Annotated in this window: 17 protein-coding genes; 6 read left to right on the top strand and 11 right to left on the bottom strand. The window is 59.9% G+C overall.

The genetic code is table 11. From position 1 onward, the window contains the following. Positions 1-21: 21 nt before the first annotated feature. Positions 22-852: a transporter substrate-binding domain-containing protein gene (locus ASE04_RS06555; RefSeq protein WP_056813885.1), complete on the bottom strand. Its 831-nt coding sequence runs from the start codon at positions 850-852 to the stop codon at positions 22-24. A 241-nt stretch (positions 853-1,093) separates the two neighbouring features. On the opposite strand from ASE04_RS06555, the gene ASE04_RS06550 reads away from it, so the two are divergent. After that, positions 1,094-2,983 carry a bifunctional sugar phosphate isomerase/epimerase/4-hydroxyphenylpyruvate dioxygenase family protein gene (locus ASE04_RS06550; RefSeq protein WP_056813880.1) on the top strand — a complete coding sequence of 630 codons (1,890 nt, stop codon included), beginning with the start codon at positions 1,094-1,096 and terminating at the stop codon, positions 2,981-2,983. A gap of 198 nt (positions 2,984-3,181) precedes the next feature. Beyond that, positions 3,182-3,937, top strand: coding sequence for an SDR family oxidoreductase (locus ASE04_RS06545; RefSeq protein WP_056813877.1), 756 nt, complete (start codon positions 3,182-3,184; stop codon positions 3,935-3,937). Positions 3,938-4,349: 412 nt separating this feature from the next. Here ASE04_RS06545 and ASE04_RS06540 read toward each other — a convergent pair whose 3' ends face one another. Genes ASE04_RS06540 through ASE04_RS06530 form a run of 3 tightly spaced genes read right to left on the bottom strand, consistent with a single transcriptional unit; the run spans position 4,350 to position 5,585 of the window. Then, positions 4,350-4,763 carry a GFA family protein gene (locus tag ASE04_RS06540; RefSeq protein ID WP_056813874.1) on the bottom strand — a complete coding sequence of 138 codons (414 nt, stop codon included), beginning with the start codon at positions 4,761-4,763 and terminating at the stop codon, positions 4,350-4,352. Positions 4,764-4,779: 16 nt separating this feature from the next. Next, entirely contained in the window at positions 4,780-5,259 is a 480-nt protein-coding gene (locus ASE04_RS06535) for an SRPBCC family protein (RefSeq protein WP_056813873.1), read from the bottom strand. After that, complete coding sequence (locus tag ASE04_RS06530; RefSeq protein WP_056813870.1) at positions 5,256-5,585, bottom strand: ArsR/SmtB family transcription factor; 330 nt, start codon at positions 5,583-5,585, stop codon at positions 5,256-5,258. Before ASE04_RS06530 ends, ASE04_RS06535 begins: the two co-directional genes overlap by 4 nt. 224 nt (positions 5,586-5,809) lie before the next feature. On the opposite strand from ASE04_RS06530, the gene ASE04_RS06525 reads away from it, so the two are divergent. After that, the gene (locus ASE04_RS06525; RefSeq protein ID WP_056813867.1) at positions 5,810-6,817 is read left to right on the top strand and encodes a type I glyceraldehyde-3-phosphate dehydrogenase; all 1,008 of its coding nucleotides are present in this window, start codon (positions 5,810-5,812) and stop codon (positions 6,815-6,817) included. Here ASE04_RS06525 and ASE04_RS06520 read toward each other — a convergent pair. After that, positions 6,814-7,488, bottom strand: a complete 675-nt coding sequence (locus tag ASE04_RS06520) for a VIT1/CCC1 transporter family protein (RefSeq protein WP_056813864.1) — start codon at positions 7,486-7,488, stop codon at positions 6,814-6,816. The two genes, ASE04_RS06525 and ASE04_RS06520, sit on opposite strands and share 4 nt — an antisense overlap. A 217-nt stretch (positions 7,489-7,705) precedes the next feature. Here ASE04_RS06520 and ASE04_RS06515 point away from each other — a divergent pair, with 217 nt between their 5' ends. Then, on the top strand, positions 7,706-9,112 hold the full coding sequence (locus ASE04_RS06515) for an adenylate/guanylate cyclase domain-containing protein (protein WP_056813860.1): 1,407 nt from the start codon (positions 7,706-7,708) through the stop codon (positions 9,110-9,112). 88 nt (positions 9,113-9,200) lie between these two features. On the opposite strand, the gene ASE04_RS06510 is transcribed toward ASE04_RS06515, so the two are convergent. The 3 genes from ASE04_RS06510 to ASE04_RS06500 form a co-directional block, all read right to left on the bottom strand. Then, on the bottom strand, positions 9,201-9,614 hold the full coding sequence (locus ASE04_RS06510; protein ID WP_056813854.1) for a hypothetical protein: 414 nt from the start codon (positions 9,612-9,614) through the stop codon (positions 9,201-9,203). A gap of 138 nt (positions 9,615-9,752) precedes the next feature. Beyond that, complete coding sequence (locus ASE04_RS06505) at positions 9,753-11,807, bottom strand: 2Fe-2S iron-sulfur cluster-binding protein (RefSeq protein WP_056813850.1); 2,055 nt, start codon at positions 11,805-11,807, stop codon at positions 9,753-9,755. Between the two features lie 55 nt (positions 11,808-11,862). Further along, positions 11,863-12,474 (bottom strand): glutathione S-transferase family protein, encoded by a 612-nt coding sequence (locus ASE04_RS06500; protein WP_056814095.1) that lies wholly within the window; start codon positions 12,472-12,474, stop codon positions 11,863-11,865. 126 nt (positions 12,475-12,600) lie between these two features. Here ASE04_RS06500 and ASE04_RS06495 point away from each other — a divergent pair, with 126 nt between their 5' ends. Next, the gene (locus tag ASE04_RS06495) at positions 12,601-13,494 is read left to right on the top strand and encodes a LysR family transcriptional regulator (RefSeq protein ID WP_056813847.1); all 894 of its coding nucleotides are present in this window, start codon (positions 12,601-12,603) and stop codon (positions 13,492-13,494) included. Positions 13,495-13,549: 55 nt separating this feature from the next. Here ASE04_RS06495 and ASE04_RS06490 read toward each other — a convergent pair whose 3' ends face one another. Together ASE04_RS06490 and ASE04_RS06485 are read right to left on the bottom strand one after the other, a co-directional pair. Continuing rightward, the gene (locus ASE04_RS06490; protein WP_056813843.1) at positions 13,550-14,224 is read right to left on the bottom strand and encodes a GntR family transcriptional regulator; all 675 of its coding nucleotides are present in this window, start codon (positions 14,222-14,224) and stop codon (positions 13,550-13,552) included. Between the two features lie 40 nt (positions 14,225-14,264). Next, on the bottom strand, positions 14,265-14,933 hold the full coding sequence (locus ASE04_RS06485; RefSeq protein ID WP_443216846.1) for a GntR family transcriptional regulator: 669 nt from the start codon (positions 14,931-14,933) through the stop codon (positions 14,265-14,267). A gap of 127 nt (positions 14,934-15,060) precedes the next feature. On the opposite strand from ASE04_RS06485, the gene ASE04_RS06480 reads away from it, so the two are divergent. Continuing rightward, positions 15,061-15,786 (top strand): SDR family oxidoreductase, encoded by a 726-nt coding sequence (locus ASE04_RS06480; RefSeq protein ID WP_056813837.1) that lies wholly within the window; start codon positions 15,061-15,063, stop codon positions 15,784-15,786. A 22-nt stretch (positions 15,787-15,808) separates the two neighbouring features. Here ASE04_RS06480 and ASE04_RS06475 read toward each other — a convergent pair whose 3' ends face one another. Continuing rightward, a complete protein-coding gene (locus tag ASE04_RS06475) occupies positions 15,809-16,792 on the bottom strand; it encodes an ABC transporter permease (protein WP_056813834.1) in 984 nt (327 codons plus the stop codon). Between the last annotated feature and the right edge of the window lies 1 nt (position 16,793).

Genomic DNA, 16,793 nt, shown 5'->3' with positions numbered 1-16,793 from the left:
TCTTGCTGAGGTGCGAAAGCGTCAGTTCGCGGTGAACGGAATGCCTTCGAGCGTCGCCGGGAACTCCGGAACGGGAACCTTCATCCACTTGTCGTAGACGGCCTTCAACTCACCGTTACCCTTGATCTTGTCGATAAAGGTGTTGAGAGCGGCGTTGATTTCCTTCTCGCCGAGGCGTGTGCATGCGCCGTTGTAGAGTTTCTGGAACTCAAGCTTGTTCTCGAACTCGCCGGGGCGAGCCTTCTCGACGCGGTCCATGTAGAAAATGTTGCCACCGAGAGCCTGCACCTGTCCGGACGCAAGTGCCTGAACGCTGGCGGCATCGCCGTCGAAGCGCCGGATCGTCGCGGTTTGCGGCGCGTTTTTCGTGACCTGCGTATCCTGAGCCGCGCCCTTGGCGACGCCGATTGTCAGGCGCGCCATGTCCTCGTTGCTTTTGATCGACATCGACTTCGGTCCGATCAGCACGATTGCGTTGGCGACATAGGGTTTACTGAACTGCACGGCCTTGGCGCGATCAGGCAGCATCGCCATCGTCGCAAACAGCAAGTCGACCCGTCCGGTGGTCAGGGCGGGAATGCGGTTGTTGACCTCAAGCGGAACGAATTCGACCGGAACCCCGAGTTCCTTGCCGAACAGGGTTGCTATGTCAGCATCAAGGCCGTCCTGCTTGCCAGCGCTGGTGACAAAACCCCATGGTGGGTTGTCTCCCTGGATTCCGACGATCAGCTTGCCTCGCGCCTTGATTTCATCCGGCGTGATTGCTGCTGCCGGTCGGGAAAGTCCGACCGCTGTCATGAGAGCTACGGCGCCCAGCATTGCGTTGCGGCGCGTCAGCATCGATTTGAACATTGTTTCCTCCTCCGTTTGACGGTCGCGTGGCTTGGCGGGCCTGCGCTCCTCTGACCGTAGGCTCGTATTGTTGTCAGAGGAGGCGGCCGAAGGCAACATAGTTTTTATAAATCGTATGAGATTTTCTATTTAACCAACTGAATTGAAATCCTCACGATATTCGACATAATGTCTTCAGGCGGTGGCAGCGGATCTCTGCTCTTGGCCGCCCACACAAATTTCCGGCGAGAAAGGCTTGGCTATGAAGACCTCAATTGCGACGGTAACGCTCAGTGGAGAGCTTCCCGAGAAGCTGGAAGCGATCGCCCGAGCCGGCTTTGACGGTGTCGAGATATTCGAGAACGACTTCCTTGCGTTCGACGGCAGTCCCGCCGACGTCGGCAGGATGGTGCGCGATCTCGGAATGCAGATCACGCTGTTCCAGCCCTTCCGCGATTTTGAAGCCATGCCGGAGCCGCTGCGCTCGCGAACCTTCGATCGCGCCGAGCGCAAGTTTGATGTCATGCAAGAGCTTGGGACGGACCTCGTCCTAGTCTGCTCGAATGTCTCGCCAGCAGCACTCGGTGGTATCGAGCGCGCGGCCGCGGACTTCCACGAGTTGGGTGAACGTGCGGCAAAGCGGGGGTTGAGGGTGGGCTACGAAGCCTTGGCGTGGGGACGCTACATCAACGACCACCGCGATGCCTGGGAAATCGTTCGTCGCGCCAACCATCCGAATGTCGGGCTCATTCTCGACAGCTTTCATTCGCTGTCTCGCAAGATCGACGTCGATTCCATCCGCTCCATACCGAAGGACAAGATCTTCATCGTCCAGCTGGCGGATGCACCGCTGATCGACATGGATCTGCTCTACTGGAGCCGCCATTTCCGCAATATGCCCGGCGAGGGCGATCTACCCGTTACCGCCTTCACCGAGGCGGTCGCGTCCACCGGATACGACGGCTACTTCTCTCTCGAGATATTCAACGATCAGTTTCGAGGCGGCTCCACGCGCGCGGTCGCCGCCGACGGCCATCGCTCGCTGATCTATCTCGCCGACCAGGTGCGGGCGAAGACGCATACGCAGATCGGAGCGGCAATGCCCAAACGCGCGGTCGTCACCAGCGTCGGCTTCGTGGAATTCGCGACGGATGAGGATGAAGCAGGTGATCTGATCGCTCTGCTCAAAACGCTCGGCTTCCGGCTTGCCGGCAGACACCGTTCCAAGAAGGTCAGCCTATTCCAGCAAGGAGACATCAAGATCCTCGTCAACGTCGAGCCGACGGGCTTTGCAAATGCCGCCTATGCCGTCCACGGCACATTCGCCTACGCTCTGGCGCTTGTCGTCGAAGATGCAGCCGCCGCCTATCAGCGTGCGCTTGCGCTCGATGCAGAGCCGTTTTCTCAGCCGGTTGCCGAGGGTGAGCTTGAGTTGCCTGCAATCCGCGGCGTGGGCGGCGGCGTGATCTACCTCATCGACGACAAGAGCGCGCTCGGGCGCTTTTCCGAGATCGATTTTGCGCCGGTTACGGATAGCGATAACGCTGGCGAGGCTGGCCTGCTACACGTCGACCACGTAGCCCAGACGGTCGCGTTCGACGAGATGCTGACCTGGCTTTTGTTTTACACTTCTATCTTCGAAGCGGCGAAGACGCCGATGGTCGATATCATCGATCCGGGTGGCGTCGTGCGCAGTCAGGTCGTGGAGAGCGACAGCGGCGCCCTGCGCATCACCATGAACGGTGCCGAAAATCGGCGCACACTTGCGGGCCATTTTATCGCCGAGAAATTCGGTTCCGGGATTCAGCACCTTGCTTTCGCGACGGACGATATTTTCGCGACCGCCCGGTCGCTGCGCGCCCAGGGCTTCAAGTCTCTGCACATATCGCCGAACTACTTCGACGACATCGAGGCGCGGTTTGGCTTGGATCCGGATCTGACGGAACGGCTCAGAGCGGAGAACATTCTCTATGACCGGGATGACGGCGGCGAGTATTTTCAGCTCTACAGCGGAACCTACGGCGAAGGCTTCTTCTTCGAAGTTGTCGAGCGTCGTGGCTACCGCGGCTACGGAGCTCCGAACGCGATTTTCCGTATTGCCGCCTTGAAAAAACAGATGCGTCCGGATGGCGTGCCGAAGGATGCTGGATAGCCAGGAGTTTAGGGCGTGGCAGGGCCCAATGGGCTGGTGCTGCACGAGCCTACGAAAAGCCTCCGGCAGATGAAGTCGAGCGGCTCTTCGCGGCGATACGGCCACTGAAAGAATGAGGCGTGGCGATCTCTTGACATCGCGTGTTATCGATACACGGTCAGGTGAAATAGACTTGTCGAGATATGGAAAGGCGGGAATGTGTCGCTGGAATTATTCGATCTGACCGCTCGACGCGCCCTCATCACGGGATCGTCTCAGGGCATTGGTTTGGCACTCGCGCAGGGACTGGCGCGGGCAGGGGCGAACGTCGTTCTGAATGGGCGAGATAGGGAAAAGCTGGAAGCGGCAGCCGCGACGATCGCCGGTGCATACACATTGCAGTTCGATGTTACGAACCACGCGGCTGCTCGGCAAGCGATCGATGAGTTCGAGGAGAAGAGCGGTCCCATCGACATTCTCGTGAACAATGCAGGCATGCAGCACCGGGCGCCGCTTGAGGACTTTCCCGCTGATGCTTTCGAGCGGTTGCTGCAGACGAATATCTCGTCGGTCTTCAACGTCGGGCAGGCGGTTGCTCGCCACATGATCGCCCGGGGCGCAGGCAAGATCATTAATATCGCGAGCGTGCAGACCGCGCTGGCGCGCCCAGGCATTGCTCCATACACCGCCACGAAGGGCGCCGTCGGAAACCTGACCAAGGGGATGGCGACCGACTGGGCAAAGTACGGGCTGCAATGCAATGCCATCGCACCCGGCTATTTCGATACTCCGCTGAACGCCGCGCTTGTTGCCGACGGGGCCTTCTCTGCCTGGCTTGAGAAACGGACGCCGGCTGGCCGCTGGGGACAGGTCGATGAACTTGTCGGCGCCTGCGTCTTCCTCGCTTCGGCAGCGTCCTCATTCGTGAACGGGCACATTCTCTATGTCGATGGTGGCATCACGGCTTCGCTCTAAACGCGTCTCGCGCATCGTTCTGATGGGTATTTTCGGTGCGGGAGAACGACCGTCGGGGTCGCCCCCGGCGCACGGCTCGGAATGACGTATCTCGATAGAGACGATTTCCATCCGCCTGAAACAATAGTGAAGATGAGCAGTCCCGAACCCCTCGATGACTAGGATCGCTGGCCGTGGCTCGCACGGGTCGGCGATGTTCTCGGCCCCTGCAATGGGAGAGCAATCGTTGGATGCTCGGCGCTGAAGCATGTCTATCGCGAACGGATAAGGCGTGAGGTTGGAGCGCCTGTTACATTCGTCCACCTTGCCGCGTCTCGCGACCTCATCGGCCGGCGGAAACGTCGGGCCGCGAGACGACGCGATAGCGCGCACGGCGTTGTCGCCAAGTGTCGTTTTATCCCCGCCAGACAACCTACCCTGTCGGCATTTTATCGAACGTCGGCAGAGCCGGGTCGATGTGATCCCAGGGATGTCCGGCGGCTGTCCAGGATACCAGCTGCGGCTTGTAGCGCGCGGGGTCGTCAAGGCTTGCCGGCGTGACGATGAATACATCGGGCATCGCCGGAAATGTCAGGTAGACGGACGAGCCGCAGACCGGGCAGAAGGCGCGCTGCTTCACGGTTCCTCCGTCACCCACGGTCTGCCAATGCGTTGCCTCGCCTTCGACCTTGACCTCGGCCGCGACGAATGTCAGGTGGGATTGATGGCCGGTTCCGCTGTCGCGTTGACACTGCCGGCACTGGCAATCAAGCATGATGGCCGGATCGCCTGAGATTTCGTATCGGATCGCGCCACAAGCGCAACCACCAGCATAAGACGTGCTCATGTCGTTCTCCCGTCGTTCAATGCAATGTTGTCGATGACGCCTCTTCGGCGATCACCGTGTCGAGCTTCTTGACGACCTTTTTCCAGCCCTCGCTCATGTTCTGATAGGCGGTGTCGTTCGTCGGACGGTGGAAACCGGAGTGGATAAGACGCAGACGCGTCCCTGCCTCCAGGCTGGAAAGAATGAAGGTGACCACCGTTTCCAGCTTTGAACCGTACCCCTGATTTCCCGCGTGGCCGCCCCTCCATGCGTATGAAAGTCGCTCGTTTTCCACCACCTCGAGCACCTCGCAATGAATTGTGCCGTCCCATTCGCCCGCGGGTCTGGTTTGAAACGTGAATTGGCTGCCAACCACGGGCTTAAAGCCGTTTGGTGCCATCAACCAACGACCGATCAGATCGCCGTTTGTCAGGGCCTTCCAGACGACGGCAGGAGAATGCGGAAAGACCTCATCGACGACAATTGCTTGTGTGTCCTGTCTTGAGGTGTCGTTCATGGATCGATTTCCTTCAGCAGGTTTCTCAGGTCGGCGAAACGATCACGCCAGAAGACCTCATACTGCGACATCCAGTCAGCCAACGGTGCGAGCCCACCTGGTTGAGCGCGATAGTAGACATTGCGACCTTCAGGGCGTTCGCTGACGAGCCCCGCCTTTTTCAGAGACTTCAGGTGCTGCGAAATGGCGCCCTGGGTCACGTTGCTGCCGCGGGTCAATTCAACGACGGTAATTTCGTCGGCATTGGCGATGCGCTCGAATACAGCCCGCCGGGTCGGATCGGCGAGGGCGCGCATGACAGTCGTTAGGTCTTCAGGTCCAATCATGCAGAAACGATAGTCGTCACTAATCAATTAGTCAATGCTATTTGATTTTTGCTGCGCGCGTGTTGAGCCGCGCCGAACTTCGGTGGAGCAAACGCTGCCGTCATTGTGACAATGTGAAGCTCGCGTGATCGGCAATAGGCATCACCTGCGACCTTGCGACGGGGAGGCAATTTCGTTTACTGCCTTAGCACCATCACCGGACAAGCAGCGACGTCGAGGGCCCCATGTCAAAACGGAAGACAACGATTGCCATCAACGGTTTTGGCCGGATTGGCCGATCCATTCTGCGAATCCTGCTGAGCGGTCAACGCGACCTCGACCTGGTGCTGATCAATGACGTCGCGCCGTTGGAGAGCTGCGCCTACCTTTTTCAGTATGACAGCGTGTTCGGCGCTTGGCCGGATGACGTTGTGGCGGACAATGGCGCCTTGCAGGTCGGGTCGCATCGCATTCCATTTCACGGTGCACGCGATATTCGCGATCTGAACCTTGAAGGCGTCGACGTGTTTCTCGAGTGCACCGGTCAGCCGTACACACGCGAATTCGTGTCGCGGGCGATCGAGGCTGGGGCGAAGCGGGTTCTGATCTCCGGACCCGCGGAAGCCGCCGATGTAACGGTCGTATTGGGCGCGAACGAGGGTGTTCTCGATGCGCAGACGATCATCTCGAATGCCTCATGCACGACCAACGCGCTGGCACCAATCCTCAAGGTGATCGATGAAGCCTATGGCGTTGTCGGTGGACAGATGACCACCGTTCACTGTTACACGGGAAGCCAGCCCACCGTCGATCAACCGCGCGATGATTTCGCGAGAAGCCGCGCTGCCGCGCTGTCGATGGTTCCGACCAGTACCAGCGCGCACAAGCTGCTTGGCAAGGTGCTACCCGGCCTTGCCGGCAAGATCGAGGCGCGCGCGATCCGCGTTCCGACGGCGAGCGTATCCGCCATCGACCTGACCGTGTCGCTCGATCGTGCTCCGACACTGAGTGAAGCGCGAGAACACCTGCGCGATGCTGCAAAGCAATCGACAGTGCTCGGATGGATTGAGAAGCCGCTGGTCTCCGTCGACCTGCGTGCTCGGTCCGAATCCCTCGTTATCTCCGGGCCTGAGGTTTCGGTATCTCCCGGCGGGCTTCTGCGCGTATTCGGATGGTACGACAACGAGTGGGGCTTTGCGAACAGGATGCTTGATATGGCTATGCTTTTGGGCGCGAAGATTCCGCCGCGCTAGCCTCCGAGCGCCACCGCGATTGCGACCAACACCAATCCGAGGCAGGTCATCGTGATGCCTGCGTGAAACGGCCGACCGCCAGAGGAGTTCGCCCACGCATAGCCGGTGATGAACAGCAGGATTATCAGAAAGAGGTTGCTGACCCTCAATGCCAGATCCGAATTGCCGATGAAAAGGAAAGGGATCACCGCCGGCACGGCAGTGGCGGTGACCAGACAGAAGATAATCAGCGCGGCCAGCAGATCCGCTTTTGACAGCGGGACGGCCGAAGGGTCGGCTCGCTTCGCCAGCATGAGAAGCGATCGATAGAGCGCATCGGTATCGCCGGCCTTCGGAGACAGCGGCATTTCATCGACTGGAAACTCGTTTGCGATCACGGCTAGAGCCGCGGTTTCGTTTTTCGCGGCCTTGATCTGCCGAAAGAGGCGAACGCGCCGGCTTCTGTAGAAGGTGGTGCCGAGAATGAAGAGTATGGCATCGATGATGCCCCAGGCGAGGTTGCAGCCGATCGTTGCGATGACCAGTTCGTGAACATTCAAGCCTTCCTGTTTAAAAACGAGCCTGGAGCCGACGGTCCAGGTCAGCGCCATGATCAATCCAAAGAGAACCTCGCCAAGCGCGTCTCCGGGATCGATGATTTCGGAAATGCGATCGAGCAACGTTGGTTTCATCTAAAAATCCCAAAGCCGATACCAGGTTCGAAACAACTCGGCTCGATCGTGCGCCAACTCCGCGGATTGGTCATTGATCCTACGCGGGGAGTGCACCCGCCCTGATTGCCAGAACGGTCGGCGGCAGAGCACACAGATTTCTATCCGGAAGGTCCCATGATATAGTTCGGATAATGGCGATGTCCGCCGTTGGGTTATGTGCACAGGGGCTTGTCTGATGAGCGAAGTGGACGTGCTTTTCGCCACCCTGCGCCAGGCGGCAGACCCGCATACGGTTGACTGTATCGAGAGCGTGGTCACGTCCGGCGCGGATCGCGATCTCAACCGCATCAATGCGCTCGCCTTCGCGGATGCGCACCAGCTCGATCAGGAAAAAACCATTGCAGCGCTTCTGCATGCGGCGCGCATAGGGGCCTTCGAGATGACCTGGAACGTTCTATGTCCGGGATGCGGTGGCGTCCTCGACACCGGGACGACCCTCAAGGGCGTTGATCGCGAGACCTACCATTGCGCGCTTTGCGCGGCCGGATACGAGCCCACTCTGGACGAGATGGTCGAGGTCACGTTCACGGTCAGCCCGAGAGTGCGCAGGATCGAGGCTCACGACCCCGATCGCCTTTCCCCGATCGAATACTATCGCCAGATCTTCTTCAGCTCCGGAGTCGATCTGCCGGAAGATTTCGAAGCGAAATTTTCGCGAAGCCTTCTGGAGTTGATCGAACTGGCTCCGGGAGAAAAGGCGTTCCTTTCGCTGCAGCTGCCGGAGCAGTTTGTCATTATCTTCGACGCAGTGACGCACTCGGCGCGGTTCCTCGATGTGAAGGGGGAGGCTACGAGCGAGCGCCAGAACCTTTCGATGGTCATCAGTCAGGGGCATGCACTGAATGAGACGCTTGTGTTGCGTCCAGGCCAGTTACGGCTGACGCTCGAGAACCACACCGACCGCAGGGTAGTGCCAAACGTCTGCGTCGCGGGAGATGACCTGCATGACATACTGGGCTCCAGGAGACCCTTCCTGACAGCCAAACGCCTGCTCACCAATCAGAGCTTCCGCGATATCTATCGTACCGACACGCTCGACGTCGATCAGCGGCTCAAGATCACGAGCCTGACTTTCCTTTTCACCGACCTGAGGGGCTCGACCGCTCTTTATGAGCGCGTGGGAGATCTCGCTGCATTTGATCTCGTACGAGCGCATTTCAGGGTTATTCATGAGATTGTCGCCGCCGAGGCGGGAGCGGTCGTCAAGACTATAGGCGACGCCGTGATGGCGACCTTCCCAACGCCGGATCGCGCGGGGGCGGCCGCGCTCAGAATGCGCGAAGCGATGCTTCGGCTGAATACCGAACACGGCAGCGACGATCTCCTTCTGAAGATCGGCATTCACGAGGGACCCTGCCTCGCGGTCAATCTGAACGATCGACAGGATTATTTCGGGCAGACGGTCAACATCGCTTCCCGCGTGCAAGGCCTTGCCGATCCCAATGTGATCATGACCACGGAGGCGATCGTCGGAGACGCCCACGTTTCAGAGATCCTGCGGGAGAGCGGCATCGCGTCGGTATCCCGCATGGAGGAGCTTCAGGGCATAGCGCGGGAAGTCAGAATCTTCGCCCTGTCGTGAAGCGGCCTGCCGGGGCATCTCTGCAGGCGACCTCTCAGTTCAAAGAGGCATGCCTTTTCGCGCAGATCCAGACGGCGGGATCATTCCTTCACTGACATTTTGGCGTCATCTGCGAAGCGGTATCGGTTCCGGTTGTCGTGGAACTTGACCCTGGCGTTACCGCCGTCGTCGACTGCGTGCTGTTGCTTGTCATGCCGTTGCAATCGGGCGTTCCTCTGCCCATGCCATTGCCGGTACCGGACAGGCCCCGCGTGGCGGGATTGGTGGCCTTGGGGTCGAAGGGAGTGCTCGCCCCGCTATTCGTCCCGTTGGGCGATAGCGTGTTACCAGTGCCGGCATCTGTTCCGGTTCCAACGCCACCGGACGCTCCGGCGCCCATCGTGCCGCCTCCAGAACTACCGGCACCAACGCCGCCGCCGCCCGCTCCGCTGGATGATTGTGCCATTGCAGCCGTGGCGAGGCCGATGGATAGGATAGATGTCGCGATGAGTTTCAAGAGCATGGGAATCTCCATAATGCTTTGTTAGTCATCGAGCACAACCTGAGCATTTCGACCAAGTTCCCCTCATCGCAGATATGTGATCACCGACGCCCTCATTCCCCTGCACTTTCCGCAGCGTTCTGAGCACTCCGGAGCGGCTCAAATCTCAAGGTGCAGGTCGCCGCCGTCAGCGGGCACCGCGCTACAGATCAGCACCTCACCATCTTCCACTGGATAGCTTGGCTCCGAAGGGTAGCTGACGCTTCCTTTGGTAATGGCTACGCGGCAGTCACCGCAATTTCCGGCGCGGCAGCCGTATGATGGTGAAAGTCCGCGTGCCTCTGCAAGCTCCAGCAGCGAGCCACCACCCGGCTTCCAGCTCGCCTCCTTAGCTGACTGGGTAAAGATGACCCGCGTCGGCGCGGACGCCGCAGGCTTTGCTCCGTCACGCGGTGTCGTCGCCACCTGGCCATCTCTTTTGAAGGTCGATGGGCCGAATGCCTCGGCGTGAATGCGCTCCTCCGAGACATCAAGCCCTCTCAGCCCATCATGGATTCCCTGCATGAACAATGATGGTCCGCACAGGTAGAAGTCATAGTCGCCGAAGGGCAAATATTGCTTCAGCAGTTCCACGTCGATGCGCCCGGCGACATCGTAGCTTCCTTCGTCGCCCGCGGCCGGTGCACTAAGCACGCGTATATCGTGCACGGTGCTCTGGCTCCGTTCGACCAGTTCCCCGATCTCGCGGTCGAACGGCCGCTCGGCCGCGCTGCGCGACGACCTGAATAGCCAGATCGGGCGACGATGGCGGGTCCTGTCGCCCTCGTGCACGACATGGCGAAGCATCGACAGCAGCGGTGTTATGCCAATGCCGGCGGCAAGCAGGACGGCGGGCCGCTTCCGCTCCATTGCTTCGATCGTGAAGTTGCCGGCTGGCGCAAGTACTTCGATTTCGTCGCCCGGCCGCAGGCTGTGCAGCAGCTGCGAGCCTCTTCCCTCCCTCTTGATGCTCAGCCGATATTGGTGATCGGCCGGCGCGCTGGAAATGGTGTAACTACGCCTAATGTGGCCTGCGCCATCGACCATCCTGATAGGAAGATGCTGCCCCGCTCGATGCGGAACGAGGGCTTCTCCATCCGTTGGCGCGAGATGAAGAGAACGGACTGTCGCGCTTTCGTCGACGATCCGCTCGACACGAAAACGCCTCCAGGTCTTGGCCGTCGTAATTGCCTTCAGGCGGCGCTGGGCTTCTTCCCAGCTACCGGTCATTAGGCTGCTCGGTGAAAATCCGTTCTCCGCGAACGTCCACCGCAGCGGCAGTGCATCCGGTCTCAGGACAACCCTGTCAGGCATTACCCGCCACAGACGCTCGGCGCCTTCGAAGGCCGCGATCTCGGGGGAATCGAAGATAAGCTCCACCCGACCGGTTAACTGAAGTATGTCCCCCGTTTCATCATCGATGAACAGCAGCCCTGCGCGCGGATTGACCGCGAAGTTGCCAAGCGTGCTGAAGAACAGATTGCCGTTGAAGTCCGGTATGGTCAGCCCGCCGTCGGCGTCGACACGAACGAAGCCCGGCTTGCCGCCACGGTGCGATACATCGACCTGCCGTCCGTCGTCATCGCGGTCTGCATAGGATGCAACAAAGAACGTATCCGACGCCGCGATGATCCGGCGTGCATCATCCGTCAAACGGTCCGTTAGCACGGGTGTCGAGGTCGGCTGTCCTGCCGGATCGCGCACAAAGGCAAAGTGGCGGTTCTGGATGTAGCGCGGGCAGTTGCCGAAGCTCTGGCTGACAACGACGCTGAAGCTATTGTCGCTATCGCGCCTGATTGTGCCATTCAGCCGATTGCGTCGGCGGGTGACAAGGTCGACGCCAACGAGGCCGATCGGATCGCGATCTTCCATCCCCCGATCAGCCGGATCGGCCGGATCGCGGCCAGCTTCGATGACCAATGTCTGGGGATCAGGCGAATGAAGGAAGCCCGGCTGGCCGGCCCGTATCGTTGCCCAGGGTGCACCATCGGGATCAACAGCTCCGATGATGATGAAGGGCAACAGGGGATAGAATTCGCGATGCTGGTCGAGCAGGAAATTGCGCAACACCTTGCGCCCGACAGGATCCATCTGGTCGGCCACGCCAAGTCGCCGCTGCAGCTCCAGTTCACCTTCATGCCACGGTGAAGAGGTGGATTTGACGCCATCAAGCATTAACGCCTCCTGTGGAAAAGCAAGGCGGCCGGAAGCACCGGCCGCATCAACGTCGTTAGGCTGTGAGCCCGGCAGGCGTGCTGGTAAACGCGACGAAGCCGGGCAAAGCTTCGATACGCGCCAGCCAATGGCGCACCTCGGGATAAGGCTTCAGATCCACATTCCCTTCGGGCGCATTGGCGATGTAGCTGTAGAGCGCGACGTCGGCGATGGTCGGCCGGTTGCCAACGATGAAGCCGTGCTCTGTGAGCTCGCTTTCGATCAGTTTGAGAATGCGGTGAGCGCGTGCGATCACCTCGTCTGCGCGAAAATCGGCACCGAAAACGGTAATGAGGCGCGCGGCGCAGGGGCCGTAGGCAATCTCACCGGCGGCGACCGAAAGCCACTTTTGAACCTTTGCGATGCTCGGCAGATCATCGGGCAGCCAGTCCTTGCGATTGAGTTTCGTGGCCACGTAAACCAGGATCGCATTGGAATCATTCACCACCACACCCTCGTCGTCGAGGACCGGAACCTGGCCGAATGGATTGAGTTTCAGGTAGTCGGGCGCCTTGTGACCGCCGTTTGGAATATCGACCTCCACGAGGTCTGCTTTCACGCCAAGCAGCGACAGGAAGAGGACGGCACGGTGCGCGTGGCCCGATAGCGGATAGTGATAGAGTTTCATCGCGGATTCCCTTTTGCGGCGATTGAGACCATCGGCCCGGAGACCTGCTCGCAAAGTAGTGATTTCCAGTTTTCTGTAGTAGACTGCTATTTCGGTAGGCTTCCTCTCAATTTATGGAATGAATACATGGATCGTCTCGACGCTATGAGCGTCTTTCTGGCGGTGGTGGACAACGGCAGCCTGTCTGCCGCCGCGCGGACATTGCGGTCACCGCTTCCGACGGTGAGCCGCAAGATTGCCGAGCTCGAGGCCCACATCGGCGTCCGATTGATAACGCGGACCAGCCGAAGGATTCTGCTGACGGAAGCGGGGGAAGGTTATGTCGGCGCTGCACGCGAGATATTGGGCCGCGTTGAGGAGGCGGAGCGCCGCGCTTCGGGCGAGTATCTGGCGCCGAAGGGCGACCTGACGATGACGGCGCCGATCGTCTTCGGCCGCCTGCACGTCCTGCCGGTGATCACCGAATTCCTGAAGGCCTTTCCTGAGATCAACATGCGGCTCACCATGAGTGACCGGTCAGTCAGCCTTGCAGACGAGCATATCGATGTCGCACTCCGCATCAGCGATCTCTCGGAAAACAACCTGATCGCCACTAGGCTCGGCTCCATTCGGCGTATTGTCTATGCCAGCCCCGATTATCTGAAACGCCATCCGCGACCGCTTCATCCGCATGATCTTGCAAGCCACGACTGCGTGGCTTTCGAGGGCATATTGTCGGCTCAGTACTGGACCTTCAGGGAAGAGAAAAAGGACGTTTCCGTGTCTGTGCGCCCTCGGTTGTCGGTGAATACGGCCGAGGCGGCCGTCGACGCCGCCGTCGCGGGATTGGGCGTTACCAGGGTGATGTCGTATCAAGCCAAGCGCGCGGTGGAAGATGGCCTCCTCGTTCCCCTGCTGGAGGAATTCGAACAGTCCCCGTCGCCAGTCCATCTTGTGCATATTTCGAAAGGAGTTCTGCCGCTGAAACTCAGAGCCTTCCTCGATTTTGCAGCCCCTCGTCTGCGCACTGTTCTACGATAAAAGGTCGACCGGTCACTTCAGATTTCCTCCCTACGACACCATTTGAGCGTCGTTACTAAGGAAGCCGCCCGCTTCCAAGCACGTGCTCGACGCCGCTCTGGACGTGCCTGTGGACGACCGCTCGCGCTCCGTCGATATCGCGCTTGAGCGCAAGTTCGAACAGCAGCTTGTGATCGTCGACGACGGCTTGTCCGCGAAAGCTGCGGGCGAGCATGTGGTAGCGAAGGAAGCGGTCGAAGACCGACGAGAGGGTCGCCATCAAGGTCGCGGAATTGCAGGCTGAGACGATTGCCTGGTGAAATTCCCAGTCGTATCGAACCCAATCCATGGTGCGAGACGCATCACCCGCCAGCAGGTTTCTCTCCGCGGCAGTGAGCTTGTGGTAGGCGGCGACGATCCGGCCCTCCCATTCGAGATTGCCGGCGACGAAGGACAGGCCGATCGCGTGAGACTCAAGGACTGTTCTCAGATCGGCCAGTTCCGCAAGCTCCTGTCGTGACGCCGGACTCACCTCGAAGCCGCGTTGTCCTTCGGCAACGACCAAGTTCTCGGTCGTCAGCCGGCTCAGTATCTCCCGCAATGATGAGATGCCGATCGAATAGCGCTCTTTTGCCTGTTCGAGCTTGATCTTGGCGCCGGGGGCGAGGACCCCTGCGATGATATCCTGCCTGATCTGTCGGAAACCGACATCACTCACAGTCTCGGCAGGTGCGCTCAACGGCTTCAGCATGACATTTCCCGATCCCTGTAAAGGTGAAGCACCATTCTCCTCAGGGGAGCGGTCCCTTGGCCAGTGCGTGCTCCACTCCGCCCTGGATATGCGCGACCAATGTCTTCTTCGCGGTCTCTCCATCGCGCTTTAGCGCCGCGTCGAGCAGATGCTGGTGTTCCTGTGCGGCGACTGCGCCACGATAGGAGAGTGCGACCATCTGGTAGCGCAGGTATTTGTCGAAAACGGCAGCGTGTGCCTCCATCAGCAGCTTTGAGCCGCAGGCCGAAATCAACGCCTGATGAAATTCCCAGTCATACCGCTTCCATTCTTCCGCGTGGCTGATGTCACCCGACGCCATCGCTTGCTCCATGCGTGCCAGCTTGTAGTGCGCGGACACCAGCCGTGCCTCCCACTCCATCTCGCCGCGGCCAAACGACTGCTCGAGCGCATGAATCTCCAGAAGCAGGCGCAGCTCGGCTATCTCCTTCAGATCCGCGACGGACATGGGGGAGACCTCGAAACCGCGCTGGCCTTCGGCGACGACAAGGCCTTCCGATGACAGCCGGTTGAGGATCTCCCGCAGAGTGCTGATACTCGTGTCGTATGCCGTCTTCAGGTTATCGAGTTTCAGTTTCTGGCCTGGCGGCAGGCGGCCAAAAAGGATGTCCGCCCGAATTCTGCGATAGCTGCTTTCCGCGATGGTTTCGGTCGATGTTTCCTGGGGCAACGAGATTCTCTTTGAGATTTGGCTTTTTATCATATGCTGCCATTGATCTTCGCACGCAAGCCTTGATCTATAGTCGGTGGCGCCAGCGGCTTGTTGTCGGCTGTTGGCTGTCGGGAGAAGGCGAGAGATGGACTGGAAAGATAGGCGGGTTCTCGTTACCGGGGCGGGCAAGGGCATTGGCAGGGCAACAGTCCCGCTATTGGCGGAACACGGCGCAACCGTCGTCGCGCTCAGCCGTGATCAGCGGGACCTCGATCTCCTTGCCAGTGAGGTCTGCTGCGAGACAATCTGCACCGATCTTGCCGATCTCGATGTCATCGAGACGTCGGTCGCCGGCGCCCTTCCCATCGATCTGCTGGTCAACTGTGCCGGCACGACCACGCTCCAATCATTCGTTTCGACTGAGATTGCCGAATTCAATCGGGTGATGAACGTCAATGCGGTCGCGCCGATGATCCTCTCCCAAATCGTCGCGCGTGACTGGCTCCGTCGCGGTGTGGCCGGAGCGATTGTCAATGTCTCCAGCGACGCTGCCCGTCGTGGCGTGGAAAACCACACGGCCTATTGCGCCTCGAAGGCCGCTCTCGACGCGATGACCCGCGTGATGGCTGCCGAGCTGGGCCCGGGTGGCATCCGCGTCAACAGCGTCAACCCGACAGTCACGCTCACGCCGATGGGAAAGCTTGCCTGGAGCGATCCCGAAAAGGCCGATCCTGTGAAGGCGCGCATTCCGCTCGGCCGGTTCCTGGAGCCGAAAGAGGTCGCCGAGGCGATCCTGTTTCTGTTGAGCGACGAAGCCGCCATGGTCAACGGCGTCTGCCTGCCTGTCGACGGCGGTTTATCCATTACCTGACTTCCCGGCGCCTGTTGAGGCGCTAGGACGCGGATCGAGCGGTGAGGCGAGCCTGCAAGATCACGACGACAAGCAGGAAGGCGCCGCGGATCACCGACTGCCAGTAGGCAGACAGCGAAATCCATCCAAGCCCGTTCTCGAAATTCAGAACGTTGAAGACCATCCCGAGAAGGAGTGCGCCGGCGAGCGTCGCGCCGACCGAACCCGATCCTCCGGTCAGGAGCGTGCCGCCGACAACCACCGAAGCGATCGCGAACAGTTCCCAACCGATGCCTTCGGTCGGCTGACCTGCACCGAACTGCGCGGCAAGGAGCACACCAGCGAGACCGGCTAGGAGGCCGGACATGGCGTAGACCGCGAGCAGCGTTCGCTCGACCTTCAGGCCCATCAACGAGGCCGTGTGTTCTCCGTCGCCGATTGCCAGCACATGGCGGCCAAAAGGCCGGCGGTCGAGGATGACCCAGCCTGCGACATAGGCGCCAATGGCGATCCATCTCGGGATCGGGAAGCCCAGCCAATCCTCCTGTCCGATCGACACAAAGGCCGTATCGTAGGATACGGACACCGATTGATTGTCCGCCAGCAACAGCGCGCTTCCATAGGCGGCCAGCATGGCAGCCAGGGTGGCAATGAATGGCTGGATGCGTAGCTTGGTGATGACGATCCCGTTGAAGAGGCCGGCAACAAGGCCCGTCAGGATACCCGCCGCAAGCCCCGGCAGCCAGCCATACGGCGATGCCAACGCCGAAACGACACTGGCAAGTGCCGCGACGCCGCCAACCGACAGGTCGATACCGCCGCTCATGATGACAAAGGCCATGCCGAGTGCGATCAAGGCGAACATCGAGTTGTAGCGAAGGAACGTCAGGATGTTGAACGGCGACAGGAAGTTGTCGTAACGCAGGGCGCCGAAGGCGATAAGCGCCAACAAGGCAATCAGAACGCCGAGCCGCGCAAGATCGCCGGAAGATTTCGGTGCAAAGGATTTCATGGTGGTGAGAAACATC

Origin of the sequence: Rhizobium sp. Root708 (assembly GCF_001429725.1) — a bacterium.
Lineage (GTDB): Bacteria > Pseudomonadota > Alphaproteobacteria > Rhizobiales > Rhizobiaceae > Rhizobium.
Note: the sequence above shows the minus strand (reverse complement) of the source record. Positions and strands in the feature narration are given on the sequence as shown.